Here is a 26,721-nt window from a genome sequence, read left to right on the forward strand (position 1 = left end):
TGTGTTATCTAGAATGCTTGTACCGAGAAACAGCAGTATTTAGAAACAGTAGTCTCTAAAAACGTGGCATTCGAAGGAGCCGCATGCCGCAATCACAGCATGCCCAGCGTGGCTCCTGAGAGCATGAAAAATAGCACTAGAGTCAAGATAGGCACTTTGATCTGCTTTTGCAGATAAAAGCCAATGAGAATCAAGCCCACATCCAGCCCGCTACTCACCGCGCTACTAAAGACAGGTTGATACAACGCGGCTACCAGTAAGCCAACCACCGCAGCATTGACCCCTTGCAATGCTCCCGAAACGCGAGGATTAGCGGCTAACAGCTGCCAGTTTTTCAGCACGCCGAGCATCAACAAGAATCCGGGTAAAAACACCGCCAAAGTCGCAACAATCGCGCCAAGAATGGGCGAACTTGGATGCAGTACATAACCAATATAAGTGGCGAAGGTAAACATCGGCCCCGGAACCGCTTGCGCGGCAGCGTAACCAGTTAGAAACGCATCTTGGCTGATTTGCTCTCCCACGATGTTTTGCAGCAAAGGCAGCACCACATGTCCGCCACCAAACACCAAGCTGCCCGCTTGGTAGAATTCGTTGAACAGTCGTACCAACGGTTGAGTAGTAGTCAGCAGCGGCAACAGCAGCAACAGAGCAGCAAAGATCACCAGCGGGGTCAGTGATGGTGTAAAGCTGTGCTCAGTAGCTTTATTTTCACCTTTGAGCGCAATCACCCCAATCAGCGCCGCGAGGATCAGCACGGCCATTTGCGTGGCGATGCCTGAGAACACCAACAAGGCGACAGCGGTGGCCACGCAGATGCCAACGGTCAGCGGCGAGCGGCAAAAGTTTTTATACATCCCCCAAGCGGCGTCGGCCACGACCACCACGGCGAGCAGTTTTAAGCCGTGTACGACATTTTGAAACAGTGCGGTGTCGGTCACTTGGCTGCTAACCAGCGCCAGTAGCAACATGATCACTACTGAAGGCAGGGTGAAGCCTAAAAATGCCGCGCAAGCGCCGGGCAGGCCGCCTTTCTTATAGCCCAAACCAAAGCCGACTTGGCTTGAGCCAGGGCCCGGCAGAAACTGGCTCAGTGCAACCAACTGAGCGTATTCTTCGTCGCTAATCCATTTCAATTTTTCAACAAAGGTGTGGCGGAAATAGCCAATGTGCGCGGCAGGGCCGCCAAAGCTGATCCAGCCGAGCCAGAAAAAAGTCTTAAAAATTTGCAGCATGTTGTACATCTCAACAAAAAGGTGAGCTCACTCTACGAAAGAACCTATAATGATTCAAATTGATAGTTTTCATGATTTGTATGAATTGTATGGGATGAAGTGTGGACGAGATTAATTGGAAGAATATCGACCTCAATTTGCTGGTGGTGTTCTCTTATCTATACCGTTATCGCAGTGTCAGCGTGGCGGCGGAAAAAAGCTTTGTCAGCCAATCGGCGATGAGCCACAGTCTCAATCGTCTGCGCGGTTTGTTTGATGATGTGCTGTTTGTCCGTAAGGGCCACAAGATGGAGCCCAGTGAGCGAGCGCATCAGGTTGCGCCACAAATTCACCAGCTGCTCAGCGTGATTTCGGGTGAGTTGTTGGCAAAGCCGCCTTTTTCACCTCAGGCGTTTGACGGTGTGTGCCGCATTGGGATGACGGACTACGCCGAGTTTATTTTCGCCCCCAAGCTGTATGATGCGATTCGGCAGCAAGCCCCCAAAGCGCAGGTCAGCTTTATCAACGTCAATCGTAATAACTACGTCAGTTTGATTGAACAGGAAAAGCTCGATGTGGTGATCGGCTCGATTCCTGTACTGGAAGAGCCATTTGAGGCGCAGCGCTTATACACCGAAAAGCACGTGTGTTTGTGCGATCCCCAGAAAGTGGATGTGACGCGGATGAACATCGAACAGTTTGCCGCTATTGAGCAGGCGTTAGTGAGCCCAGATGGTCAGCTCTCCACGCAAGTGGATAAGCTGCTCGCCAGCCAAGGTTTAAGCCGACGAGTCACGGTGGCCTCGCGCAACTTTCTTACCATCCGCAGCTTGTTGTCTCATCGCGCTTTGATTGCCATCGTGCCGGAGAGAATGGCGTTGGCACAAGGCTTTGATGATCGTCTAACCTCGTTTGAACCGCCGATTGAGGTGGCGGATTTTGATATCTCGTTGGTGTGGCATAGCGCCACTGGCAACAGCGAAAAGGGCATGTGGTTACGTGAGGTGATTCGCCAGCAAATCCATTAAGGCTGCCAAGGTTTCGCTAAGCAGTTATACCCCAACCAGAATTGCGTTTTGATGATCACCTCGCTGCGGTAAACCGGATAATTGTCCAATCGCTCCAAGGCGCGATAACCGACCGACACACTGCAACCGATAGCGATAATCAGTATCACGCCGTGCGCCCACCATCGGCGTGGTTTGTTGGCTGGCAATGGTAATGAAGCAGACGCAAGCGAGCAACGTGACCAAAACAGTGCGCAAGCGACAACCGCCATCAGTTGACTTAAAGGTGAATCGAGCACCCCAGACACCAAGCTGTACGCGATGCCGCTGAGCAGGCTGACGCCAAGCAACTTAGTACGTAACGAGCGCTGCCTGATGGTGAGGTGCAACAGTGAGGCGATCAACGCTAGGTAGCACAGAGCGGACACCACGCCCCAATGCACCAACACGTTGAGAACAGAGTTGTGTGGCCGACCGTGGTTGACCTCTTCACAGACAAACGCATCCCCGCCCAATCCGGTAAAGGTGAAGATTTGCCAAGAGTGTCGCCACAGCGCTAAGCGTCCAGGGCTGTCTGTTCGAATGTTGAGCCACTCAATCGGCCCACCAAAAATCATGCTGGGAAGTGGGGAAAGCAGCGCGAGTTTCACCAATGCGCCAACCACAGCGCTTTGCCACAACAGTTTCCACCAAATAGAGCGCAGATCTCTGGCGCAAAGCATCAGCAGCGTGAATCCACCCAGTATGGCCACCAGTGGCCCTCGCGCATCGGTTGAAAAACAAATGGCGAAATCGATCGCGAGGATCGTTCTTGGCACCACGCCACGTTTGCCGCGTTTCATCGCTATCGCGGCAAGATAAACGACTGGGAAGATGAGCCAAATATGGATCTGGTTGAGAAAACGGGGGTTAGCAAAGCCAAACAGAGTGAAGTTGTTGACGTTCAACTGGTGCACAATGCGGATCCAAAACGCCAGCGCAATGCTCAAAAACAGAAACGCACTGAGCCAAAGAGTGTATTCAAACCATCGGGCTTGCTGCTTTTTCACCACATCACGCAGTACAAACAGCATCAAGACCAATCCTGCCAAATAAAACCATTGCAAAACAGCGGCCAGCGGATAGCGAGCAAGCCATGTGGCCAGTAAGCTCGAAGCAATAAAAAGACTCAGTAAACCTCGGTGGAGGTGCGTGAGTGAGCACCAATGATCGATGATACGCTGCCGCTGTTGAGTGGAAAACAGCACGATAAGCGTGGTGATCTGCAACAGAAACAGCACAAACAGGCGTTTGCTGTCGTAAAGCGGCAGCAGATCGTTGCGATCGAGAAACGGATTAAAACTAAACACCACCAATCCTAACAGGAGCAGTGTCAATAAGGCGCGCGTGTAAAATGGCGAAGGTGGCGTCACTCCATAGAGCCCTTTAAAACGATCAGCGATATTTAGAGTCTAGTCTTAGTGACTGGTTTTGCTTGGTTTTTATAAAAAATGCCCTTAGCTTGGCAGCTAAGGGCATTGTCGCTGGTTGGTTTTAACTGAGCTGTAAGGCTTATTCAGCAGCAAAGAAATCGTTGTACAGCATGTATAAGTGCGCCGCACTCCAAGAGAAGTTTGGTGCGCCTTGCTGTTCACCCGTGAGCGGGTTGTAGTTCTCGCGAATTGGGCCGTCTTGCACTAAGCCGTCAGCATGGTTGAAGAAGGCGCTGGCCATCTCCACCGCATCTTGGCGATAGCCGTATCGTTCCATGCCTTTTAAGCCAAAGTAGAATTGGTCGACCCAAACGCGTCCACGCCAGTATATATCTGGGCCAAATGCCGGGCTGGAAAGTGCTGCCGTGCCTAATGGCACATAGCTGTTGAACTCTTGCGGATCTTTCATCACTTTCACCACCGCATCGGCGTGCGCTTGGGTTGCAGCGCCATTAAAGAGCGGTGACCAACCTTCCGGCCCTTTGCCACGCTCGACAATGGGTTGGCCTGCACAGCCGTTAGCCAGTGGTTGGTCTTCAATGCGAATGTCGTAAAAGAATCCCGTGCTCTCATCAAACATACAAGTGTTGATGTAGTCAGCAAGCTTGTCTGCTTTGGCGCGAAACGTTTTTGCTTGCTCTGGCTTGCCAAGAAGATCGGCCATTTCCGCCAGATATTGGTTGTCACTGTACATGTAGCTGGCTTGGTCTACCGATTCTTGCAGTAGCGAGTAACCCAGTAAGGTGCCATCTTCCGCGCGGTTTTGCGCGAACTTCACCACCCAATCTGAGCGCTGGCCGCCATTGGCAAGGTAGGTTTCGAGCTGATCTTGGTCGATGAAGCCAAATACCGCCGCATCGTCTCGACCCGACTCCCAAGAGGCCGCCGTTTGTGCTGGGCTTTCAATACGATCGTAATCGCCTTGCTTGAGCACTTTTTCATACGCCGCTTGGCCAGTGATGGTGGTGGTGCGATCGCCTTTGATGACCTCAAAGTACATCTCTCCAGCCGCGTTATTGTGGGCTTTGTCGCGCGCCGCGCCATACTCAGGTACGCCATTGCCATTGTGGTCTCGATTACGTAGCCACCAATCGTGGTAAGCGACCAGTTTCGGGTACATCTCCTCAAGCCACGCTTTGTCTTGGGTCGTCTTGTACACTTCCATCACCGCCCATGCTGCAAGGCTGGGTTTGGTGTTGCGTTCATTCCAGTTGCCGCCATCGCCGCCGCGTTCTGGGCTGAGGTTATACGCCAGCAAATCGGGCACATAGCCAACATCCCAAGGACGAACTGCATCATCAGCTTGTATCTGGTAAGCGAACATCGCGCGGATGTTGTTCTTCGCCACATCAGGGTTGAAATGCGCCATCGCATAAGCTTGCTTCCAACTGTCCCAAGGCCAAGTTTGGTTGCCAGAGAACCAACGTGCGGTCACCGATGGCGTCACCGAGTCAAACTTCATCGCCCCAGCGACACCACGCCAGTTGCCGTTCAATGTTTCCATTGCTTTCACCGCTACGCGTTCTTGCTCTGATGTGGCGTGCGAGTTGGTTAAGCCTTTGGTGAGATACCCTTCCCAACGTTGCTCAGATGCCGAAAGGTACACTTGTGGATTGGCCAAAATATCTTGAATCTTCGCTTGTTCAGCTTGATTTTCTTTGGCCGTCAGCACATGAGAGTAGGTGGTGTAAATCTTGGTAGAAGCGTTGATTTTCGCTGTCGAGGTAAATTGGTGGCCATTTACTTGAGTGTTCATCTTCACGGACTTGTGGATTTGGTACTCAGACTCACCAGAGGTCAGCAGATCCCAGGTTGAGCGCACTTTGCCAAATGTCACGGTCAATCCGTCATCGGTGGCAACGAGAGTGCGGTTGTAATCTGGGTATTGCTCGTCGATGGTTTTATCGGATTGCGATTTGCCCTCTTTGGCATGGTATTGCTCCAACAACTGACCATCCCAAACCAGTTCGAGCGGCGAATCCGTGATGATGTGGGTTTCTAGCAATGAGGTGCGATTTGAGACAAAACGCAGCGTCATTTCGACGGTTACCTCATCGGCTGTCAGTTTTTGCACTAACGCGCCCGGAAGGCTGTAGGCTTCCATCGTAAATTCAACTCGCTTGCCATCTTTAAACACACTCAGGCGGTCAAAGTTATTGGCCATAAAGTTGATGTATTCTTCCGTCAAAAGTGCTGTACCGGGGAAGCCGCCCATGCCTTCTGCATTGTCAGGCAATAGGTGGCCGTGCCATGCGCCCATATCGAAAAATGGATTAAAGCGTTGGTGATCATCAAAGTCGTAATCGCGCATGTATTCAGGAGAACCACTGCGGTCGATCACATTTTTAAACTGCGAAGCACGCAGTGGTGCGTCGGTGGTGGTGGTTGAGCAGCCGGCAGTTAGCATCGCCAGAGTCATAGCAGCAATAAGGGGGTTCATCTTCATAGAAAAGTCTCTGATAGGAGAAAATGGTTAAGCGCCAAAGGGGATTGGCGCTTTTGTTATTTGCGTTATTGAGTTTGCGAGACGGTGTGCTCGGTCTCTTGTTGACGGGTGTTCATCATCTGCTTCTTCTCAAAGCGAGAGATCCACCACCAAGCGAGACCAGAGAACACCGCGGTCATAAAGACGTTGATAAAGAAGGCTCTGACTAAGTCAACCCCGGTTGGGAAGGCCGATGCCGTCATGCTGACAACAAAGATGGCAATCAGTACGGATACGATGCTCATCCCCACTTTGCGCGAACCCATACGGAAATCTCGTGGGGTATCGTCGAACTTCAATCGGAAGACAAAGTACGCCACCATGATGAAGATCGGCGGAAGCATCGCGGTACCCGCAGTGAGGTTGATCGCTTGATTCATCATGTCTTGCACCGATTCCGAACCAAAGCCATTCACCACCAGCATCACGAACACAAAGGCAAACTGCCACCACGCCGCGCGTACAGGAACGCCGTGTTCGTTCAGCTCGGTGGTTTTCTCGCCGTACACGCCTTTTGGAATTTCTGAGAAGTGGATTTTCACCGGAGCGGCGGTCCACATCATCATTGAGCCAAACATCGCGATGAACAAAATGATGCCAACGAAACGGCCAACCAAAGTTGGCGAGATGCCAAAGTAATTTGCCATGCCGGTGAAAATTTCCACCATGCCGCCAGCGTAAGTGAGGTCTTCACGCGCAACAAACACGTTGACCAAGAGCGAGCCGATGGCGTACATCGCACCGATTACTACACCGGCGATGATGATCACTTTGATAAAGGATTTATGGCCGCCTTTGACGTCGTTAAGGTAAGCGGCTGCGGTTTCCGCACCACCTGCGGCTTGGAAAATCCAACACATGATGCCAAGGGTTGCCCAGTTGATGGTTGGGGTCATCGCTTGTAACGTGATGGGCTCGGCGGGTGTGTGGTCACCACCAAGGGCCATCAGCGCGCCCAATACATAAATGGCAAACAAAGCAAACACGCCATAAGCAACCATTTCAGAGATCTTACCCAGCCAACTCGCGCCTTTGGTAGAGATGTGAGTGGCGAAGGCAAACAACACAATCGAGATGAGTGACGTCACCATGGGTGAGAAGCTGTATTCGTAACCCAACATGGCGTAAGACGCATAGGCAATGACGTTAGGCAGTAAGGAAACAAACCAGAACAGGTTCACAAACCAGTAGAGAAACGAGCCCAAATAAGCGGCTTTGCTGCCTAAAGGCTTTTTCAACCAGTCATACATGCCTGATTCTGAGTTCTTATTGGCGGAAACAAATTCGGCAATAATGAACACGAATGGAATGAAATAGACCACGGTTGCTAAGAGAAAAATGGGGGCGGAGCTGAGCCCCAGTTCGATGTTGTTGTTGACGATATTGCGCACGTTGAAAACCGCGGCAAAGGTCATCGACAGCAAGGCAAATTTGCCTATGGTGCCACGCAGTGATTCAGACATAGTTCCTCCCGTATCCGTCTGCAGTAAAACAAAAAAATGGATCAGTGAATGAAAATAATCTGCCAGCCATTAGAGTTGTTATGGGGGCGGGCAGGGTGAAGGGCAGAGTGTTTTTCTCTGCCCAAGTTTTCGGTCATCAACCAGACTGGTTGAGTGTCATTTATGGAAGGACGGCGCTTGGGCTGGCCTCTTTCGCGCGTTCTTCACTGTTGAGTGACTTTTCGTACTGGCTGTATTTCCACCAAGCAAAGCCAAGGAAAATCACAATGCCGCCAACGTTGTAGAAAATGATGGTCATGATGTCGGCCCCGGTTGGGAAGGTGGACGCCAAGAATCCAACCGTGAAGATGCCAATCAGAATCGAGACTGCGACGATACCCGTCATACGAGAACCCATTTTGAAATCGCGCTCGAGATGGTCGAGTTTGAGACGCAGATTCAGATACGCCAGCATGATGAACAGCGGTGGCAGCATCGACGCAGCGGCAGTCATGTTGATCACGGTGTTCATCAGATCTTGCGCAGTGTCCGAGCCCAATGTTGGGATCACCATGAGCGGTAGAACGATGGCGTATTGAATCCAAGCGGCACGCGCTGGCACGCCGTTTTCATTCAGTTCCACCGTTTTCTTACCAAAGATGCCCTCTGGAATCTCAGAGAAGAAGATCTTCACTGGGGTTGCGGTCCACATCAGTAGCGAGCCAAACATCGCGGTGAACGAAACCAAACCGACAAAGCGATTCATCATAATTTCAGGTAAGCCAAAGTAGCTCGCTAACCCTTCAAACACTTGCACTGAGCCGCCAGTGAATTTCAGCTCGCTGCTGGAAACAAATACGTTAATCAACACGGAAGCAACCGAGTAAAGCACACCGATGAAGATGCCAGCCACGATGATCACTTTGACGAACGATTTTGAGCCGCCTTTCACATCGTTGACGTAGACCGCGACCGATTCCGCGCCGCCGGCAGCCATGAAGATCCACGTGGTAATGCCGAGGAAGGCCCAGCTAAATTCTGGCACCATCGCTTCCACTGTGATTGGGTCTGCCGGTTGCACGCCACCTAGCAGAGCAGCGCCGGAGAGCAAGATGTAAGAGAGCGTTAGGAGCAGCATCAGTGAAGAGGTTACTGAAGTGATGGGACCCAACATTTTCGCGCCATTGGTGGAGACGTAAGTGGCAAAAGCGAACAACAGCATGCTCAATGCGGTGGTGGCAAACGGGGTAAGAATGTACTCGTAGCCTAAAAACGCGTAAGACGCATAGGCGATGACGCGCGGCAGCAACGAGGTAAAGAAAAACAGGTTAACAAACCAGTAGGTGTAAGCGGAGATGAAAGCCCAACGGCCGCCCAATGAACTTTTCACCCAAGCGTAAACTCCCGCTTCGGAGTTTTTATTGAGCGAAACGAATTCCGCGATGATCAAACAGAAAGGGATGAAGTAAAAAATGGTCGCTAAGAAGAACATCGGTGCTGACGCCAGCCCGATCTCGATGTTGTTGTTAATGACGTTATTGAAGCTAAACACAGCGGCAAATGTCAGGGACAAGAGGCCGAATTTACCTATGGTGTTCCGTTTAGTATCAGACATGTTTTTTCTCCGAAGAGGCACGTTATTTTGTAGGGTGGAGCGACAGTTCATGCTGTCGCTCTCGTCTTTATTTATCTTTATTGGTCTATTTTCTGCCGTGGCAGAGTTTATTTATTGAGGAAGTAGCCATCCTCGATCGTCACTTTCAGCACCACCTTTTTCACCGCTTGGTTGCCGCAAAAACGGTAGGCTTTGTCGTTTTCAAAAATGGCCATTTGACCTTGTTGTAGCTGGCGCGTTTCTCCTTGGCCTTGCAGTTGTTCGCGATCGGTTTCATCACGATAAGGGGTCACGGTATCGAGTTCGGATTTGGCGGCAAACTCTACGGTTTCAGTGCCTTCGAGGTAGTAATGCACATCAAAATAACGACGGTTTCCGGTAAAGGTTTCACAGCTTTGAGAGCTGCCTTCCACCAGCATATAAACCAAGGAATCACCAATCGAATGCATCACCCCCGGTTTGATATGGTTGAGGTTATTAATCGCTTCCACACAGCGGTTCCATTTACGACCGTTGCGATATACCTGTTTGAATTGCTCTAAGCTGTCTAACACGATCATGGGTTACGCCTCGTTAACGATTTTGCTATCGGTTGAAGTGAAAAATGCGTTGTCGAAATCATGGTTTGCCATGACTTGCGCGCTGCAATCGCCTGCTTGCAATGGCATCAGAGTGAGGCCGTAGCGGAACGCATCCATATACACGCGGTAAGAGTCGAGCACTTCACTGCCCCAAGAGTTTGAACCCAAGCCCATCACTTGATGGTCAAGGTTAAGGGTGATGTAGCCACTCTTTTCTAGCTCAATCGTATGTTGTGCTTGATGCAGGTTTTGGTTGGTGTAGAACCACGCGCTCAAGTTGATCTCTTGCTGAGGTTTCACCAATAACCCTGTGCCATGACGGTTGGTGAGCGATGCCCAACGCACGTGCTGGCGGTTGCCGTTGTTTTGCGGGAACGGGTAGTTCTCGAACATGTCCGCCACGTTGGTGTGGTACAGATCGATGATGTTGGCTTGGCGGCTGTCTTGATAGTTCTCTTCAGGGCCGCGACCGTAGTAACTCACTTGATCAAAGCTGCCGTTAATGCCCAAATCCAAACCAATCACCGGAATCACGTGAGGGTAGTCGCCGTAGCGCTCGCCACTCAGTTCTACGTTCAAATGGCCTTGCGCGTTGATTTGGTAGCGATAGGTACAACGCATGCCAAAATCAAACACGGGCGGTGCAACAATGCTGGTGGTGGTGATCAGGATGGCATCTTCGCTCGCGTCCACGCTCAGCGTACGGAAGTGCTCTTGCATGATTTGCAGATGCGCAGGGTGCCACAACCCTTCGTACTCTTGTTTGTGGTTATCAATCATTGGCTTAAAGAAGTTCAATCTTGGCTCTGATTGAATCAACTCTTCACCATTCACACGCCATGAGGTCAGTTTACCGTTTACTTTCGAGAAAGTGAGCGTGAAGTTATGACCTGTGATCACGTGCTCTAGGCGGCTTTCTTCAAGCGCCAATGGTTGAACATTGTGGTTGACCAACGCAGGTAACGTGGCGGTGTTTTCTTTCAGTTGGAACTGGTACACCGCAATGTCGTGGTTGGCCTCGCTATACAAGGTGCGGCTGTCTTTACGTACCGTAAAGTTAATGAAGGCTTCGCGCTCATCCAATTCTGGCAAGTCGATGCTCACTTCACAAGCGCTGTTTGCGGCCAGTGCTTCGACTTTAAACGGCACGCTACGCAAGGTGTCGCCTTCGGCGCGAATTTCAGCAGTGATGGTGTAGTCATCGAGGTTGGTGAACCACAGTTTGTTTTCAACGATGAAGCGGTCATGGCACCCCTCAACGGCGCGGATTTTCACTGGCGCAATCACTTGCTTGTATTCTTTCAGGCCAGGGCCCGGGGTTTGATCTGGGTAAATCAGCCCATCCATACAGAAGTTGTAGTTGTTTGGGTAATCGCCGTAATCGCCGCCGTATTTGTAGAACTCTTGACCGTGTTCATCACGCGCTAGAATGCCGTGATCACACCATTCCCACACGTAGTGGCCTTGAATGTGGTCATGCGCGTAGAACACGTTTTGGTATTCAGTGAGACCACCCGGCCCGTTACCCATCGCGTGGGCGTATTCGCAGATGATGCGCGGTTTTTCGTGTGGATGCTCACCAAAGTAGTTCATCAGTTGCGCGCGCGAGTACATAGTGGAAATCACATCCACCACTTCGGCATCGCGGTCTTCTTCGTAGTGCACCAAACGGGTGTCATCAAGGGCTTTGGTTGCGGCGTACATGGCGCGGATGTTACAGCCATAACCCGATTCGTTACCGAGTGACCACATGATGATCGATGGGTGGTTTTTCTGTGCATGCACATGGCGCACTGCGCGATCGACAAACACCGCTTCCCATGCTGGATCGTTGGTGATGCGGCTGAGGTCGCCAACGTTGGCAAAGCCGTGGGTTTCCACATCGGTTTCTGCCATCACAAACAGGCCGTAAATATCACACAACTCGTAGAAGCGTGGGTCGTTCGGGTAGTGTGCGGTGCGAACCGAGTTGATGTTGTGTTGCTTCATCAAAATCAGATCTTTTTCCACGCGGTCCATGCCCACTGCACGACCTTTTAGGTGGTCGTTGTCATGACGGTTTACACCATGCAGCATCACGTATTGATTGTTGATGTAAAACAGGCCATCGCGAACTTTGATGTCACGGAAACCCACGCGTTGTGGGATCACTTCCACGACCTTGCCTTGGTGATCTTTTAAGGTGATGAACAAGTGGTAAAGGTAAGGGTTTTCTGCTGTCCAATGCGTTGGGTTCACCATATCAATGGCGAAGCTGGCTGAATGGCGGTTTTGGATAGTCAGTGAATCGCATTGACCGCTGGCTACGACAGTGCCTTTATCATGCAGCGCGTATTCCAGCGTGTAGCCAGACGCGATAGCGGTAGAAAGATTTTCCAATTCGACCTGAGCGCTGAGCGTCGCACTTTGGTAATCGTCGGCGAAATCGGTGCGAATGGTGAGATCTTGGACGTGAACCGGCTCTTTGCCTACAAGGTAAACATCACGGAAGATCCCCGCTGTCCACCACATGTCTTGGTCTTCAATGTAAGTCGAATCGGCCCATTGCATCACGCGCACAGAGAGTAAGTTTTCACCTAGTTGTGCGTAGGAAGAAATGTCGAACTCTGCAGTAAGACGGCTGCCTTTACTAAAACCGACATAGTGGCCGTTGACGTACACCTCGAAGTAGGTTTCCACGCCATCGAACTTGATGATGGTTTGTTTGTCGTCCCATTGAGGACCCAAAGTGAAAGTGCGCTGATAAGCACCCGTTGGGTTGTCGGTGGGTACAAAAGGCACATCAATTGGGAATGGGAAACCTTCGTCGGTGTATTGAAGATCGCCGTGGCCTTCCATTTGCCACATGTTGGGTACGGTAATGTGCCCCCAATCGCTCATGGTTTGTGAGTAAAACTCATCAGGCACCAGCATTGGGTTGCTGAAGTAATGAAATTGCCACTGACCACTTAGCAGCATAAAGCGGCTGCTCAACTCACGCTGAAAGGTTTGAGCTTGTTGAACGGTATCATAGGAGAAGAAGTACGCACGCGGCGCCATTCTGTTCTCATGTAAATGGAGGAAGTTTTCCCAGTTGTTCACGTTTTTTCTCCCCTCGGCGACTTCGATCAAAGGATCCGCCGACGTTCTGTTAAATAGAGATTTGGATATCTGGGAAATATATTAGTAAAACTTTTACTAAATAGAATTGGTGAAAACGTTTTACTTTAACCTGATCACGAATTCTAAGTGGGGAAGAGTGAAAGGTGTGATCCGAGTTAAAGAATAATGTTTAACCAGATTGAGCGGCTTTCGCGTGGCTGATGGGGGTGTTAGGTGAAGAGGAAAAACAGCAGTGAATGAGAAAGTATTTGAACTTTAGCTATTGAAAAATAGAGATAAAAAGAAAGCACGCTCTGCGTGCTTTGGATAAAAATGGTGTCACTGCTTTATGCCGCAGTGAAACGAGCGTCCAGCATTGGCGTGAGCACCGAAAGCCATTGCGCGTAAGCGTGCGAGTTGAGGTGTAAGTCATCGCAACTGCAATCAAGAGGCAGTGTCTGCTCTGGGCAGAGCGTGGCGTTGAGATCGATAAAACGCAGTGATTGCGCCTGACATATTTGCCCCAATTGACGATTTAACTCGCTGACCAGTGGGTTCAATGATGACATTCGCTCGCCCACATACAGCGTGGACTGCACCCACACTTCAATGCCCTGTTCTTGCCAAATGGCCAGCATTCGACAGTAATTTTCCACGACTTGCTGCACCGAGTAGCCCTGCGCTAAATCGTTAATCCCCGCCATGATACACACCAGTTTCGGCTGACACACCAACGTGGTGTCAATGCGTTCAAGCATGCCTGCGGTGGTGTCCCCTGCGAGCCCGCGATTCGCGACTTGAAAACCAGAAAAAGCATCGTGCCAAGGGCCCCACTCGGTGATGGAATCGCCGTACATCACCAGCTCAACCGGTTTACTAAACGTTTTGTGGTTATCTTTGGTTAAAATAAAACGACTCATGCGGTGGGCCCTTTGGTTAAAGTCGAGCGTTTCAACTAAGTGGTCAAACTGCTCTGGTGTCACGGTGTGACCCTTTTGCTCATCGGTGAGACTTCGTTCTATGGTCAGACTGAGCGCTTTGGTCAGAGATTCAATTTCCGTGACGTAAGGAGATAAACGTGTTGTCAGCCCATGTTGTTTGCGTAACTGGTAAAGCTCCGCCAGCAGAGCATAAAAGCGCTTGTCTGGGTTGGCGTAATAGAGTTTATGCAGATCAAGGCAGGCGTTTTCTTCCAGCTCGTTAAGCAGTTGCTCGTGGTTCATGCTTGGCTCCTCTCCAGCGTCGTTCCTCTTAGCTTGAGCTTGCTTGGCACATACACTTTAAGCGGCAGTGCTCGGCCGTCACGCGCTTTTTCCACCAATAAGTTAACGCCTTGAATGCCCATCATTTCTGAGTGAATTCTCACCGTCGAGAGAGGAGGGAAAGTGAATCTGGCATTGGGAATGTCGTTGACACTGATCAGTGAAACGTCGCGAGGAATGTTGAGCCCATGTTCGAGCAAAGCGCGCAGCACGCCAATCGCGATGGAATCGGAAGCGATAAACAGCGCCTTCGGATAGTTGCCCTTTTCCAACATCGCTTGCGCCAGTTTGTAACCAGAAGCGCTAGAAAAATCACCGCGATAAATGTCTGACTCGTTGACCACGCCTTTGAGTTGCCCATACTCGGCAAACGCCATTTCGCGAATGTCGGCTTGGCCGGGTTCGTCTTGACCGCCAATAAAACCAATGCGATCAAAACCTTGACTGATAAAGAAATCGGTTACTTCTTTACTGATTTTTACCAGATCAATATCCACGCTGTCGAAGTCGCCGTTGTCATCGCTAAAATCGAGATAGCAGATGTTGTCGGTCATCTTGCTGGCGCGCAACATCGCGGCAGGCGTGGTTTTGCCAACCATAAGGACACCGGTGATCTTTTTCACGTCGGGGTCGATTTTGCTGTCGTAGCAATTGGTTAAATTGATGCCGAGTTTTTCACACTGGGTTTCAATGCCATGGCGAATAGAGAGATAGTAAGGATCATTAATCTCAGCTTCTGGCTTGTAGTTGTACAATGCCAGGAAATGATGGGCCGGCACGGCGGCAACGCTGTTCTTTTTCGCGCTGCTGGTTCGGTATTCCAATTTCTCCGCAATTTCTAAGATGCGGCGTTTGGTCTCTTCTTTGACACTCAGAGTCGGGTCTTCATTGAGCACTCGCGACACCGTGGCCAGGGAAACGCCCGCTTCCGTGGCAATATCTTTTAACGTAGCCATTCTTCTTCCTGTTGGCACAGCGCACTGTGCTGAGTGAATTCATCTGTTCTCTATTGTAATCAAGAGGCTGCGTGATGCATCCGTTTTTTTAGTAAAAATCGAGCCGTGAGTGTTTTTATGATACTGGCACGCGAGGTGTGTGGTGGAATGTCTTTCACTAAATCTCAGTGTAAAAAGGATTGTTTATGAAAATTAGTGAAAACGTTTACACTTTGCGAATTGGATCACGGAACCCGATCCAACATGCTTGGTAAGCTTTTAAATAAGCAAGGCCATTGAGCAAATTTGAGATCAGGAGAGGCAAGGGTGAACGTTTTAGTGACAGGTGGCATGGGTTACATCGGTAGCCATACATGTGTGCAGATGATGGCAGCCGGTATGGAACCGATCATCGTCGACAACTTATGCAATGCGAAAGTGGACGTGTTAAGCCGTATTGAAGCGCTCACGGGTAAGCAACCGACCTTCTACCAAGGTGACATTCGTGACGAAGCCTTTTTAGACTCCGTGTTCGCCCAGCATGATATTCAAGCGGTGATTCACTTTGCTGGCCTCAAAGCGGTTGGCGAATCGGTGGCAAAACCACTCGAGTACTACGACAACAACGTCAATGGTTCGTTGGTATTGGCGCGCTGCATGCGCAAAGCCGGGGTGAAAAGCATTGTCTTCAGTTCATCGGCAACGGTTTACGGTGACCCAGAAATCGTTCCGATTACGGAAGATTCACCAACAGGCGCCACCACCAACCCATACGGACGCAGTAAATACATGGTGGAGCAGTGTCTAAGCGATTTGTTCCACGCAGAAAATGACTGGAGCATCACCTTATTGCGTTACTTCAACCCGGTTGGTGCGCACCCATCAGGCAGCATGGGGGAAGACCCACAAGGCATTCCCAATAACCTGATGCCGTTTATCGCCCAAGTGGCCGTTGGTCGCCGTGAAAAACTCTCGGTATTTGGCAACGACTATCCAACCCCTGACGGCACCGGCGTGCGCGATTACATCCATGTGATGGATCTGGCCGATGGCCACATCGCCGCATTGAAATCGGTGGGGAAAACCTCGGGTTTGCACATTTACAACTTAGGCACAGGCAAAGGCTCGAGCGTGCTTGAGATGGTGGAGGCGTTCGCGGCCGCATGCGGTAAACCGGTACCGTACGAGTTATGTCCACGTCGCCCAGGGGACATTGCCGAATGCTGGGCAAGCACAGAAAAAGCCGAGCGTGAACTTGGCTGGAAGGCAACACGCTCGGTGGCGGAAATGACTGCCGATACGTGGAACTGGCAGTCAAACAATCCTAATGGCTATTCCCCAGCGTAATGGCAGTCACCGCGTTGTCATCTGCGCTTCTCACAGTGTTGGGAAGCTGAGTTTGAAGATTTTTGAAGAGTTGAGTAAGTCATATGTCGAATGTTGAGTTTAACCCTGTGGATCACCCACACCGTCGTTTTAATCCTCTCACGGGCCAGTGGGTTTTGGTTTCCCCTCATCGTGCAAAACGCCCTTGGAGCGGTGCCGATGAAAAACCGGCCATTGATGAACTGCCAAGTTATGATGAGAAATGTTTCTTGTGTCCGACCAACGAACGCGTCTCTGGCGATGTCAATCCAGATTACCAAGGCACTTACGTGTTTAAGAACGATTTTGCTGCCTTGATGGTGGACTCACCGGATGCGCCAGAGTCAGAGAATCCGCTCTTCAAAACCCAAGGTGTGCGTGGTTTGAGCCGAGTGATTTGCTTCTCGCCAGATCACAGCAAAACCTTACCTGAGCTACCAGTGGAAAAAATCCGCGGCGTGATTGAGACCTGGAACGAACAAATTGAAGAGCTCGGCAAGGAATACGTTTGGGTTCAAGCGTTCGAGAACAAAGGTGAAACCATGGGCTGTTCTCAGCCGCACCCACATGGTCAAATCTGGGCGAACAGCTTCTTACCCAATGAAATTGAGCGCAAAGAGCACAACCTAAAAGCGTATTACCAAGAACACGGCAGCAACTTGCTGGTGGATTACGTGCAAGCGGAACTCAAAGATGGCTCGCGCATCGTGGTGGAAACCGAGCACTGGTTGGCGGTGGTGCCTTACTGGGCAGCGTGGCCGTTTGAAACCATGCTGCTGCCGAAAACGCACATTCGCCGCATGAGCGAACTCAGCGATGAGCAACGAGATGATTTAGCACTAGCGATTAAGAAGCTGACCAGCCGTTACGACAACTTATTCCAGTGCTCATTCCCATACTCAATGGGCTGGCACTACGCGCCGTTTTTTGACCAAGGCACTGACATCGACCATTGGCAGCTTCATGCACTTTTCTATCCGCCACTCCTGCGCAGTGCGACGATTCGCAAGTTTATGGTCGGTTACGAAATGCTGGCAGAAAGCCAACGCGATCTCACCGCAGAGCAAGCCGCGCAGCGTCTGCGTGATGTGAGTGATGTCCATTACAAAGAATGCTAAGTCTTTAAATTGGACTGATTACGAATAACGGGATAGCGCGGCTTTACAGAGAGAAAGTTAGGCTCAACGCGCTATCCCACATCAAATTACTATTTTAAGAGAACGTCCCTATGTCTGAACTTATCCAAAATGTGAAAACCTCTTTTGAACAAGTGCTGGGTTACGCGCCAAGCCACATCATTCAAGCGCCTGGTCGTGTGAACCTGATTGGTGAGCACACCGACTACAACGATGGTTTTGTGTTGCCATGTGCCATTAACTACCAAACCGTGGTGGCAGCAGCAAAGCGTGAAGACAATATCGTGCGTGTGGTTTCAGTCGATTACGGCAACGCAGTGGACGAGTTCGATATCACGCAAGCCATAACCTTCCAGCAAGACAAAATGTGGGCAAACTACATTCGCGGCGTAGTGAAGTGCCTTCTTGCACGCGGTTACGCGTTCACGGGAGCGGATATTTCAGTCAGCGGCAACGTGCCTCAAGGTGCGGGTTTGAGCTCATCGGCGGCGTTGGAAGTGGTGATTGGCCAGACGTTCAAAGTGCTGTTCAATCTTGAGATCAGCCAAGCGGAAATCGCCTTAAACGGTCAGCAAGCCGAGAACGAATTCGTTGGTTGTAACTGCGGCATCATGGACCAAATGATTTCAGCGGAAGGGCGTGAAAATCACGCGATGTTATTGGACTGCCGTAGCCTAGAAACAGAATCGGTTTCGATGCCAGAAGAGATGGCTGTCGTGATCATCAACTCGAATAAAAAACGTGGTTTGGTCGACAGTGAATACAACACTCGCCGTCAGCAATGTGAAGAAGCGGCGCGCATTTTCGGTGTGAAAGCGCTGCGCGATGTGACGATTGAGCAGTTCAACGAGAAAGTTGCTGAGCTCGATGAAATGGTGGCAAAACGTGCCCGTCACGTCATCACAGAAAACGATCGTACTGTGGAAGCGGCGCAAGCGCTGCGAGCGCACGACATGAAGCGCATGGGTGAGCTGATGGCCGAGTCTCATGCCTCAATGCGCGATGATTTCGAAATCACGGTAAAAGAGATCGATACGCTGGTGGAGATCGTCAAAGAGGTGATTGGCGACCAAGGCGGTGTGCGCATGACTGGCGGTGGCTTTGGTGGCTGTATCGTGGCACTTGTACCACCAGCGCTGGTTGATGACGTGAAAGCCACCGTTGCAGCGAAATACCAAGCGGCCACAGGCTTAAAAGAATCCATCTACGTGTGCCAAGCCAAAGATGGCGCAGGTTTGGTTGAAATGCTGTAGGACGGCGGGATGATTGCTCAATTGAACCAAACTATGACTGAGCAGGCAGCCTTTGATGGCCAGTCTGCCCAATTAGTGGAACTGTCAAATCGTGCGGGTATGTCTGTGACCTTAATGGACATTGGCGCGACTTGGCTAAGTTGCCAATTACCGTTGGCGAGCGGGGAGCGAAGAGAAGTTCTGTTAGGCGTGGGGACGATGCAGAACTTCGAGCGTCAGGCAAGTTACATGGGGGTAACCGTCGGGCGTTATGCAAATCGCATCGCCAATGGGCTTTTTTCGATTGATGATGTGGCGTACAAAGTTTCGGTAAACCAAGCGGGGAACTGTTTGCATGGTGGAGCGCAAGGTTTTGATAAACGACGTTGGCATATTGAATCGCAATCAAGTAGCGAAGTGACCTTTTCACTCGAATCTCCAAATGGCGATCAGGGGTTTCCCGGCCATCTTAGCGTTAACGTGCAGTATCAGTTGACCGACGAGAATCAACTGACTATTCGTTACTGGGCAACAACCGATGCCGTGACGCCAGTGAATCTCACTAACCATGCGTATTTCAATCTAATGGGGGCGGAATCGGGGCATGATTGCTTGCAGCATAAGTTGGTATTAAATGCCCCGTGCTATTTGCCGACCAATGACGTTGGCATTCCATTGGGTACGCTGCGAAGGGTTTCTGGCACCAGTTTTGATTTCAATACTGAAAAAGCCATTGGTGAAGTTTTGCTACAAGATGAGCAGCAACAATGTGCCAAAGGGTATGATCACAGCTATTTGTTTGAACGAGAGCGCGATGTGTCTCTGCCCGTTGTGTGTGTGACCTCGCCTGATGAGTTGATTCGTTTGTCTGTTTGTACCAACAAACCCGCCATTCAGCTCTACACGGGTAATTGGCTGGCAGGCACACCAAACCGCAGTGGTAGTGAATATCGAGACTACGCAGGATTGGCGCTGGAGACCCAATTTTTGCCTGATTCGCCGAACCATCCGGATTGGCCACAACCCAGTTGCCTGCTTTATCCTGGAGAAGAGTATCGTTACTTTACCTCCTATCATTTTGATTTTTAGTCGTTTAAATAAAAGGCTCTGCATGTTGGAGCCTTTTTCATTCTTTCCTCAAAAACAATTAATGCTCTTGGTTGCATATTTTTTAGTGATCCAGTTAACAAACTCAGTGTTGCCAGTGGCAAAGCGTTTCCCCTCTACCATTCTATAAAGAGCAATTATAAAAATAACAAATCTATCAGCCTTGAAAATCTGAGTCAGAATCTCTGTCGGGATGGGTACGTCATGTTGAAGCTAAGAAATATGAAAGTCAGCTATAAGCTGGCAATGATTGTTGCTGTCGGAATTTTAGGATTCCTACTCCTACTGTTTATCTCTGTTAATACTCTCAAAACGAACTTGATTGCTGAGCGTCACGCGCGGTTGAACGCCGTGATCCATACGGTGTTGTCACAAGTGGAATCACTCAGCCAAACATACGCCAAATCAGAGGCGCAAAATCTGGCCAAGGCGTTGATCTCAGCCACGCGTTTTGATGAAAACAACTATCTATTTGTCATTGATGAAAATCGCAATACCGTGGTTCATCCGATCAAACCTGAGTTGGTTGGCCAGCAGATGGGCAATGGCAGCGATGGTCAGTTTTGGTTCACTATGGTGGATTTAGGCCGGGCGGGAGGCACAGGCTCACTCACCTATCTGTGGCAAAACAGTCGCGGTCAACCCGCCGACAAACTCTCCGTGGTGCACGGTTTTGCTCCTTGGGGCTGGATCATTGGCTCTGGGATGCTATTGGACGATATCGAAGCGGCGGTGAATCAACAAATTTTGAAAATGGGCATGGCCACTCTTGCGATTGCCTTGGTCATGAGTGCGCTGGGGATGCTGATTAGCCGCGCGGTGATTGAGCCGTTAAACGCCATTCGCCAGAGTATGAAGCAAGTCGCGGCAGGAAATCTAACCGCTCAAGTGGCGGTGTTGGGTAAAGATGAATTTGGCCGCTTGGCACAGGACATCAATCAAAGTATCGGCTCAGTCAGAGAGGCGCTGTTTGAATCGGTTCAATCTGCTTCCGAGGTGGCTGATGCCGCGGTGCGCATTGCATCATCAGCGGAAGAGACCAGCCAAGCGGTGTTGAGTCAGCGAGACCAGTTGAATCAGTTAGCCACGGCAATGAATGAGATGAGTGCGACGGTGGCTGATGTAGCTGGCCACGCAGAAGACACCGCCAGAGATACGCTGGATGCGACCAAAGAAGCTAACTTGGGCGATAAAGACGTGCATTCCAGTGTGGACAGCATTAAGTCGCTGTCTGTTGAACTCGAAGTGGCCAATGATCAGGTCGCCAAGCTCAAAGAAGGGGTGATGCAGATCAGCGAATTCACCAATGTGATCAGCAGTATCTCAGAGCAGACCAATTTGCTTGCGCTCAATGCCGCGATAGAAGCCGCAAGGGCAGGAGAACAAGGGCGGGGTTTTGCGGTGGTGGCTGATGAAGTGCGAAATCTGGCTGGGCGCACCCATCAATCGACCGATGAAATACAAACCACCATCAATAAACTGCAGCAGTTAGCCGTCTCTGCCGTGGAGGCGATGGAGAAAAGCCAATCACTGGCACAAAGCAGTGTCGCTCGAGCGGAACACGCGGGAGAGGATTTGCAGTTGATCGTTGATCACATTCGTCACGTGAGCGATAAAGCAACGCAGATCGCCACTGCAGCGGAAGAACAAAGTGCGGTGGCGGAGGAGATGAATCGCAACGTCAGTGGTATCAATGACGCGGCGATGGAGATGTCGCAAGCGGCCAACTTCTTAGCTGAAGAGAGTGAAACCTTGGCCGATTTGTCGCGCCAGCTTGATCAGAAGATGACGCGATTTAAGCTTTGATGAGGCAAAGGCGCTAAGAGAGCTTGGCCACAGAATCTCTTCTTACCAAAGTGGGTGAGAAGATCATGGTGCTGTGGTCGGCTTCTTGCTGGCGAGCCAAATCGATCGCCAGTCTCGCGGCTTTCTCTGCCATCATCTGTATTGGATAGCGTACGGTGGTGAGACGAGGGCTGACATAGCGAGCAATCAAACCATCATCGAATCCTATCATTGACACTTGCTCTGGCACTTTTAAGCCATTTTCATCCAATACCGATAGCGCACCCGCCGCCATGTAGTCGTTGTAAGCCACCACGCCGGTGATCGGCAGAGATTTTGTCAGCAAGTTAGTCATTGCCGTTTCCCCGCCATCACTATTGGGCTCGCCTTGTTCGATGTACGCACTGGAGAGCTCGATGTGATTGTCTCTTAATGCGGCAAGGTACCCAGCGATGCGCGCGTCGGCGTCTTCAATTTTGTGGCTCGATGAAATGCAGGCAATGTGTTGGTGGCCATGGCGAATCAAATATTCTGTAGCCAAATAGGCCCCTTTGTAGTTATCGAGGGAAATGCAGCGTTGCGCGATTTGTGGAATATGACGATTGATGATCACTAAGCTTGGCACTTCTTGCGCGTATGACAGCAACTCTTCATCGCTCAAGCCTTTCGAATGAATCACTAGTGCATCGCAACGGCTATTGATCAGCAGTTCAATGGCTCTGCGCTCTTCCTCGGCATTGTGATAGCCATTGCCAATCAGTAGATGCTTGCCATTTTCATGGGCCACTTCATCGACGGCTTTAATCAGCGTGCCGAAGAAGGGATCCGATACATCACCAACCAATACGCCCATGGTGTTGGTGCTTTGACTCACCAACGCTTTGGCGGCGGCGTTGGGGCGGTAGCCCAGTTTGGCCATTGCTTGAGTGACGGATTCAATCGACGCTTTACTGGCTTTGGGCGATTTATTAATCACTCGTGAGACGGTGGCGATGGAAACGCCAGCCTCGCGAGCAACATCTTTAATTGTGGCCATGTGTTACCTCATTTCTATGCTGCCCTCATTAAACCTCTGAACTGTAAATTAGGCAAATAACTGCGAGTTTTCATTTTAAAAATGCGATCTTTACCACTTGTAATATCAGGCTCTAATGATAGTGTAAACGTTATCTTTTTAGTAAAACTTTACTGAGGTTATCTTACATGGAAACGATCGCTTACGCTGATTTCGCCAAGCTGGAAATTCGTACTGGGAAAATTATTGAAGTTGCCCGTCATGCGAATGCAGACAAACTCTATATCGTACAAATTGATGTCGGCGAGAAAACACTGCAAACCGTCACTAGCCTCGTGCCGTACTACAGCGAAGAAGAGCTGATGGGCAAACAAGTGGTGGTGTTGTGCAACCTTGCCAAAGCGAAAATGCGTGGAGAAACCTCAGAATGCATGCTGTTGTGCGCAGAAACGGACGATGAAAGCGAAAGTGTTCTCTTAACGCCAGAAAGAGCGATGCCGACGGGAGTGAGAATTGTGTAGTTGATAAGGGAGCGTCATGCTCCCTTTTGTATTATGAGCGCGTCAATCAATGGATAGTGATGTGGTTCCACTCCTGCCAAATTGCCATATTTTGGCGCGTGGCGATCGTCTTCTTTAGGAAAATGCCAGCCTACGGTGTATTGCACAAAATGTTGGGCAAATGCTTCGGAGATCTCTAAGCATCCCGCGAGTACTGTATCGACATACGTTTGCATGATCGGGCTAAGAGGGCAGGGTGGTTGCGGATCGTCTTTTACATACACCCAAATTGGATGAGCACGATTGAATGCGTGGTCGGTTTCTATCTGATCTGGCGTAATCTCAATGCGATGGTAGCCTCTCTCTCGGCGATCGAACTCAGCGAGTGCACGATCATCAATTTCCAGTAGCACACCATTCACTTGGCTCTCGCCACGGTTTACAACCAACGGTGAGAGGATGTAGCTGTCGTCGACTTTGCCCCAATAGCGCACCAAGCCGTGAGCAATCACTGGGATAGCCTCACCCGTTTGACCCGTCAATTGACGCGACGCAGCATTGATTAAGCTGCCATAACCAAAAATGTACATCTGTATTCCTTGAACCATATTCCTAATGACCGTTATACCTAAGAGGTAAAATTTTTAAAGTTGTATTTTTAATGCATCTTAAGTGCTACACTGCATTTGTTGTGAATTTGCTCAGCATGTGGAGGGGGCGAAACGTGCTAAATATTACTGACAAAAAAGTGGAAGAAAAAATTCCCGCTTGGCTGAGATTGGGTTTTCGACCTTTCTTTTTATTAGGCTCGGTGTACGCCATTATCGCTATTGCGGTGTGGGTATGGATTTTTCAAACCGGTCAGCCAACACAACTCCAAGTGCCAGGACTTTGGTGGCATGTGCATGAAATGCTGTTTGGTTTTGCGATGGCGATTGTGGCTGGGTTCCTTTTAACCGCGGTACAAAACTGGACGGGTATCAACGGCACCAAACATTATCGTTTAGCACTGCTGGTGGCGCTATGGCTGTTGCCGAGGATTTTGCTTTGGACGCCAACGCCGCTGTGGTTAACCTCCAGCATTGAAGCGCTGTTTCTTGCTTTGGTAGCCTTTGAAATCGGTAGCCGAGTGGTGCAGGCCAAAGGTTGGCGTAATCTCTTTTTCGTCCCACTGTTTTTATTGGCGATTGGTGCTAATTTTGCCAGCTACGCGACAATAAAAGGCATGCCGCCATTTACCTCTTCGGCGGTTTGGCAAGCGATGCTCTGGTGGTTCACCTTGCTGCTGTCGGTAATGGGGGCACGCGTGATCCCATTCTTTACCGCACGTCGCTTTAACTTTGAAAAAGCCAATCCGATTGTTTGGCTCGATTGGGCGGCAAACTTACCTTTGGTGATGCTGTTTTTGCTCAGCTTTTTCCCAGTGACCATGGCACAACTTGGCCAGCCGTTGATGGTGATCGCGGGGGGCGCGCAACTGGTGCGCTTTATCCGTTGGAAACCTTGGCTGACCCTAAGTGAGCCGTTGGTTTGGTCGTTGCATGCCGCTTATCTGTGTTTACCGTTGAGTCTGCTGTTGCGCGGTTTGCTGGATAATCCGTTTGCGTCACACAACCTGATCCACTTATTTGCGATTGGGGCTTTAGCTGGGCTTATTCTGGCGATGATTGCACGTGTCACCATGGGGCACACCGGACGAATGATCTACCAAGGGCCGAATATGAGTCTGGCGTTTGGCGCACTCTTCCTCGCGGCTTTGGTGCGCAGTTTTGGCGTCATTTTTGCGCCAGCACAACTGTTTATCTGGATCGACATCAGTGCCGCGCTGTGGGTATTCGCGTTTACACTGTTTGTCTGGAAGTTTGGTTATATGCTCGTGACGCCGCGAGCCGATGGTCACCCGGGCTAAGCTCTGCATGATATAAACAGCAAAGCCACTCACGAGGAGTGGCTTTGTGTTATTAAAAGCGTATTGACGTTGGATGTTAGAACCCGCGCATTTGAATGCGACGCAAGAACTCGGTCATCACGCGGTCATAGAGTAAATCGCCAAGGAAAGCATCTTCAACATGATGATCAATACTTGGGTTGTCGTTCACTTCAATGACATACACTTGGCCATCCACTTCCTTAAGATCGACACCATACAGCCCATTACCAATCAAGTTGGCGGCTTTTAGCGCCACATCAACCACGTTTTTTGGCACTTGTTTCAAATCTAAGGTTTCAAAACCACCGGACGACACTCGGCCACTATTGTGGTGTTGGTAGATCTGCCAATGGCCGCGGCTCATCATGTATTTACAGCTGAAAATCGCTTGGCGGTTCAAAATACCAATGCGCCAGTCAAAGTCAGTTGGCATAAAGGTTTGCGCCAAAATCAGCTCACTTTTTTCAAACAGCGCTGTGGCTTCTTTTTCTAACTCTTCTTCGTTACGTACTTTCACCACGCCACGTGAGAATGCGCCGTCTGGAATCTTCAATACCATTGGGAAATCCAGCTCATTGAGCAGGTCACTTTTCCATTCTGGGTCGAAGTTTTTCAAAATAACGCTCGCTGGCGCGGGCACTTTGTTGTTTTTCAGCAACTCAGTAAGAAAGACTTTGTTGGTGCATTTCATGATCGACTCAGAGTCGTCCATCACGATTAGGCCCAGTTTTTCCGCTGTTTTAGCAAAACGGTAGGTGAAGTTACTGATGTTGGTGGTGCTGCGAATAAACAAACCGTCAAATTCACCCAAACGAGAAATCTCATCTTTGGAGATGGTTTCTAAGTTCATTCCCAAACGCGATGCCGCGCGTTTAAAGCGTTTCAACGCTTGTGGGCATGAAGGGGGCATTTTTTCTTCTTCATCGATCAGCATCGCGATGTCATAGCGATACTTTTTCTCTTGTTTGGGTTTACGCCAAACCTTGTTGGAGAACATCTCCAACGACTCAATAAAGAAGTTTTCTTCCGCGTCGCTGAGCTCTTGGAATGGAAAAGGCGCGACGGAGTCGATTTGCCAATGGTGCTGATTTTTGGTCATCTTTAATTCAATGACGGGCACCATAAATTGTTCAAACAGACGACGGGCGAGCTTCTCTAAACCTTTGTGTTCAGTACGGCCAAAGTAGATCTTACAGCGGATGCTGTCTTGCTCTTTCGCCAACTTGTTGAGCTTGAGGAATCCAGATGAAATCAGCAGAGGTTGAGTGATGTCATTAATGGCCGTCACCGTCGGGATGACGCGGTGGCCGCGAGCCCCCGCCATTAGCGAACAATAGTAACCGCTGCTCATGTAACCATAATCGCGACACAGGTTCACCACCTGCACGCTACGCTGATTGTGTTGCCAGTCACTGTTGAGATATTGGGCAACATCAACCACTTGTTCAGATGGGAAATACTGCTGCCAATCGCTAGCTTGGTCAGTCACAATTAAAAGATTTGCCATCTATTTCTTTCCTTAATAAACGAGCTATGATGAGGGTGCTTTCTCACTTA

General features: G+C 50.1%; 20 protein-coding genes. 8 read left to right on the plus strand and 12 right to left on the minus strand.

The annotated features are described in order from the left end of the window. Nucleotides 1–92: 92 nt before the first annotated feature. On the minus strand, nt 93–1,235 hold the full coding sequence (gene chrA / locus PQQ36_RS07530; RefSeq protein WP_144243221.1) for a chromate efflux transporter: 1,143 nt from the start codon (nt 1,233–1,235) through the stop codon (nt 93–95). 101 nt (nt 1,236–1,336) lie between these two features. On the opposite strand from chrA, the gene PQQ36_RS07535 reads away from it, so the two are divergent. After that, nucleotides 1,337–2,242 carry a LysR family transcriptional regulator gene (locus tag PQQ36_RS07535; RefSeq protein WP_130349401.1) on the plus strand — a complete coding sequence of 302 codons (906 nt, stop codon included), beginning with the start codon at nt 1,337–1,339 and terminating at the stop codon, nt 2,240–2,242. Here PQQ36_RS07535 and PQQ36_RS07540 read toward each other — a convergent pair. From PQQ36_RS07540 to ebgR, 8 genes are all read right to left on the minus strand, one after another. After that, nucleotides 2,239–3,570, minus strand: a complete 1,332-nt coding sequence (locus tag PQQ36_RS07540; RefSeq protein WP_224638580.1) for an O-antigen ligase family protein — start codon at nt 3,568–3,570, stop codon at nt 2,239–2,241. The genes PQQ36_RS07535 and PQQ36_RS07540 overlap by 4 nt on opposite strands. Nucleotides 3,571–3,772: 202 nt before the next feature. Further along, nucleotides 3,773–6,139 (minus strand): alpha-glucosidase, encoded by a 2,367-nt coding sequence (gene ygjK, locus PQQ36_RS07545; RefSeq protein ID WP_101957297.1) that lies wholly within the window; start codon nt 6,137–6,139, stop codon nt 3,773–3,775. A gap of 65 nt (nt 6,140–6,204) precedes the next feature. Beyond that, on the minus strand, nt 6,205–7,641 hold the full coding sequence (locus tag PQQ36_RS07550; protein WP_011079675.1) for an amino acid permease: 1,437 nt from the start codon (nt 7,639–7,641) through the stop codon (nt 6,205–6,207). 160 nt (nt 7,642–7,801) lie between these two features. Continuing rightward, nucleotides 7,802–9,235 (minus strand): amino acid permease, encoded by a 1,434-nt coding sequence (locus PQQ36_RS07555; RefSeq protein WP_011079676.1) that lies wholly within the window; start codon nt 9,233–9,235, stop codon nt 7,802–7,804. Between the two features lie 107 nt (nt 9,236–9,342). Beyond that, entirely contained in the window at nt 9,343–9,795 is a 453-nt protein-coding gene (locus PQQ36_RS07560) for a beta-galactosidase subunit beta (RefSeq protein ID WP_101957296.1), read from the minus strand. 3 nt (nt 9,796–9,798) lie between these two features. Then, the gene (ebgA, locus tag PQQ36_RS07565) at nt 9,799–12,897 is read right to left on the minus strand and encodes a beta-galactosidase subunit alpha (protein ID WP_101957295.1); all 3,099 of its coding nucleotides are present in this window, start codon (nt 12,895–12,897) and stop codon (nt 9,799–9,801) included. A 347-nt stretch (nt 12,898–13,244) separates the two neighbouring features. Then, on the minus strand, nt 13,245–14,120 hold the full coding sequence (locus PQQ36_RS07570; RefSeq protein WP_273660626.1) for an SGNH/GDSL hydrolase family protein: 876 nt from the start codon (nt 14,118–14,120) through the stop codon (nt 13,245–13,247). Then, entirely contained in the window at nt 14,117–15,115 is a 999-nt protein-coding gene (ebgR, locus tag PQQ36_RS07575) for a transcriptional regulator EbgR (RefSeq protein ID WP_273660627.1), read from the minus strand. Before ebgR ends, PQQ36_RS07570 begins: the two co-directional genes overlap by 4 nt. A 306-nt stretch (nt 15,116–15,421) precedes the next feature. On the opposite strand from ebgR, the gene galE reads away from it, so the two are divergent. The 5 genes from galE to PQQ36_RS07600 all read left to right on the plus strand — a co-directional run bounded on the left by galE (nt 15,422) and on the right by PQQ36_RS07600 (nt 21,740). Beyond that, nucleotides 15,422–16,441 carry a UDP-glucose 4-epimerase GalE gene (gene galE, locus PQQ36_RS07580; protein ID WP_011079681.1) on the plus strand — a complete coding sequence of 340 codons (1,020 nt, stop codon included), beginning with the start codon at nt 15,422–15,424 and terminating at the stop codon, nt 16,439–16,441. A gap of 83 nt (nt 16,442–16,524) precedes the next feature. After that, the gene (locus PQQ36_RS07585; RefSeq protein WP_108677475.1) at nt 16,525–17,577 is read left to right on the plus strand and encodes a UDP-glucose--hexose-1-phosphate uridylyltransferase; all 1,053 of its coding nucleotides are present in this window, start codon (nt 16,525–16,527) and stop codon (nt 17,575–17,577) included. A gap of 110 nt (nt 17,578–17,687) precedes the next feature. Beyond that, entirely contained in the window at nt 17,688–18,848 is a 1,161-nt protein-coding gene (gene galK, locus PQQ36_RS07590; RefSeq protein WP_045611132.1) for a galactokinase, read from the plus strand. A gap of 9 nt (nt 18,849–18,857) precedes the next feature. Next, nucleotides 18,858–19,916 (plus strand): galactose-1-epimerase, encoded by a 1,059-nt coding sequence (galM, locus tag PQQ36_RS07595; protein ID WP_101957290.1) that lies wholly within the window; start codon nt 18,858–18,860, stop codon nt 19,914–19,916. Nucleotides 19,917–20,138: 222 nt separating this feature from the next. Next, nucleotides 20,139–21,740: a methyl-accepting chemotaxis protein gene (locus PQQ36_RS07600; protein ID WP_011079685.1), complete on the plus strand. Its 1,602-nt coding sequence runs from the start codon at nt 20,139–20,141 to the stop codon at nt 21,738–21,740. A 13-nt stretch (nt 21,741–21,753) separates the two neighbouring features. Here the strand turns inward: PQQ36_RS07600 and PQQ36_RS07605 are convergent, their stop codons facing one another. After that, nucleotides 21,754–22,755, minus strand: a complete 1,002-nt coding sequence (locus tag PQQ36_RS07605) for a substrate-binding domain-containing protein (protein WP_011151022.1) — start codon at nt 22,753–22,755, stop codon at nt 21,754–21,756. A 167-nt stretch (nt 22,756–22,922) separates the two neighbouring features. Between PQQ36_RS07605 and PQQ36_RS07610 the strand changes: the two genes are divergently transcribed. Beyond that, the gene (locus PQQ36_RS07610; protein WP_011151020.1) at nt 22,923–23,255 is read left to right on the plus strand and encodes a tRNA-binding protein; all 333 of its coding nucleotides are present in this window, start codon (nt 22,923–22,925) and stop codon (nt 23,253–23,255) included. A 14-nt stretch (nt 23,256–23,269) separates the two neighbouring features. Here PQQ36_RS07610 and PQQ36_RS07615 read toward each other — a convergent pair whose 3' ends face one another. Next, nucleotides 23,270–23,824, minus strand: a complete 555-nt coding sequence (locus PQQ36_RS07615; RefSeq protein WP_026060787.1) for a gamma-glutamylcyclotransferase family protein — start codon at nt 23,822–23,824, stop codon at nt 23,270–23,272. Nucleotides 23,825–23,958: 134 nt separating this feature from the next. Between PQQ36_RS07615 and PQQ36_RS07620 the strand changes: the two genes are divergently transcribed. After that, on the plus strand, nt 23,959–25,143 hold the full coding sequence (locus PQQ36_RS07620; protein ID WP_013571224.1) for an NnrS family protein: 1,185 nt from the start codon (nt 23,959–23,961) through the stop codon (nt 25,141–25,143). A gap of 76 nt (nt 25,144–25,219) precedes the next feature. On the opposite strand, the gene PQQ36_RS07625 is transcribed toward PQQ36_RS07620, so the two are convergent. Further along, nucleotides 25,220–26,671, minus strand: coding sequence for a RimK family protein (locus PQQ36_RS07625; RefSeq protein ID WP_273660630.1), 1,452 nt, complete (start codon nt 26,669–26,671; stop codon nt 25,220–25,222). Nucleotides 26,672–26,721: the final 50 nt, after the last annotated feature.

This window comes from Vibrio sp. CCUG 15886 (assembly GCF_028570825.1).
Taxonomy (GTDB): Bacteria; Pseudomonadota; Gammaproteobacteria; order Enterobacterales; family Vibrionaceae; genus Vibrio; species Vibrio vulnificus_B.

Coding starts and splice junctions, on each gene's coding strand:
- PQQ36_RS07610 (WP_011151020.1), top strand. CDS start 22,923: ATGGAAACGATCGCTTACGCTGATTTCGCCAAGCTGGAAATTCGTACT.
- galM (WP_101957290.1), top strand. CDS start 18,858: ATGATTGCTCAATTGAACCAAACTATGACTGAGCAGGCAGCCTTTGAT.
- PQQ36_RS07600 (WP_011079685.1), top strand. CDS start 20,139: ATGTTGAAGCTAAGAAATATGAAAGTCAGCTATAAGCTGGCAATGATT.
- PQQ36_RS07550 (WP_011079675.1), bottom strand. CDS start 7,641: ATGTCTGAATCACTGCGTGGCACCATAGGCAAATTTGCCTTGCTGTCG.
- PQQ36_RS07555 (WP_011079676.1), bottom strand. CDS start 9,235: ATGTCTGATACTAAACGGAACACCATAGGTAAATTCGGCCTCTTGTCC.
- ebgR (WP_273660627.1), bottom strand. CDS start 15,115: ATGGCTACGTTAAAAGATATTGCCACGGAAGCGGGCGTTTCCCTGGCC.
- PQQ36_RS07585 (WP_108677475.1), top strand. CDS start 16,525: ATGTCGAATGTTGAGTTTAACCCTGTGGATCACCCACACCGTCGTTTT.
- PQQ36_RS07560 (WP_101957296.1), bottom strand. CDS start 9,795: ATGATCGTGTTAGACAGCTTAGAGCAATTCAAACAGGTATATCGCAAC.
- PQQ36_RS07625 (WP_273660630.1), bottom strand. CDS start 26,671: ATGGCAAATCTTTTAATTGTGACTGACCAAGCTAGCGATTGGCAGCAG.
- PQQ36_RS07615 (WP_026060787.1), bottom strand. CDS start 23,824: ATGTACATTTTTGGTTATGGCAGCTTAATCAATGCTGCGTCGCGTCAA.
- galK (WP_045611132.1), top strand. CDS start 17,688: ATGTCTGAACTTATCCAAAATGTGAAAACCTCTTTTGAACAAGTGCTG.
- PQQ36_RS07570 (WP_273660626.1), bottom strand. CDS start 14,120: ATGAACCACGAGCAACTGCTTAACGAGCTGGAAGAAAACGCCTGCCTT.
- chrA (WP_144243221.1), bottom strand. CDS start 1,235: ATGCTGCAAATTTTTAAGACTTTTTTCTGGCTCGGCTGGATCAGCTTT.
- ygjK (WP_101957297.1), bottom strand. CDS start 6,139: ATGAAGATGAACCCCCTTATTGCTGCTATGACTCTGGCGATGCTAACT.
- PQQ36_RS07605 (WP_011151022.1), bottom strand. CDS start 22,755: ATGGCCACAATTAAAGATGTTGCTCGCGAGGCTGGCGTTTCCATCGCC.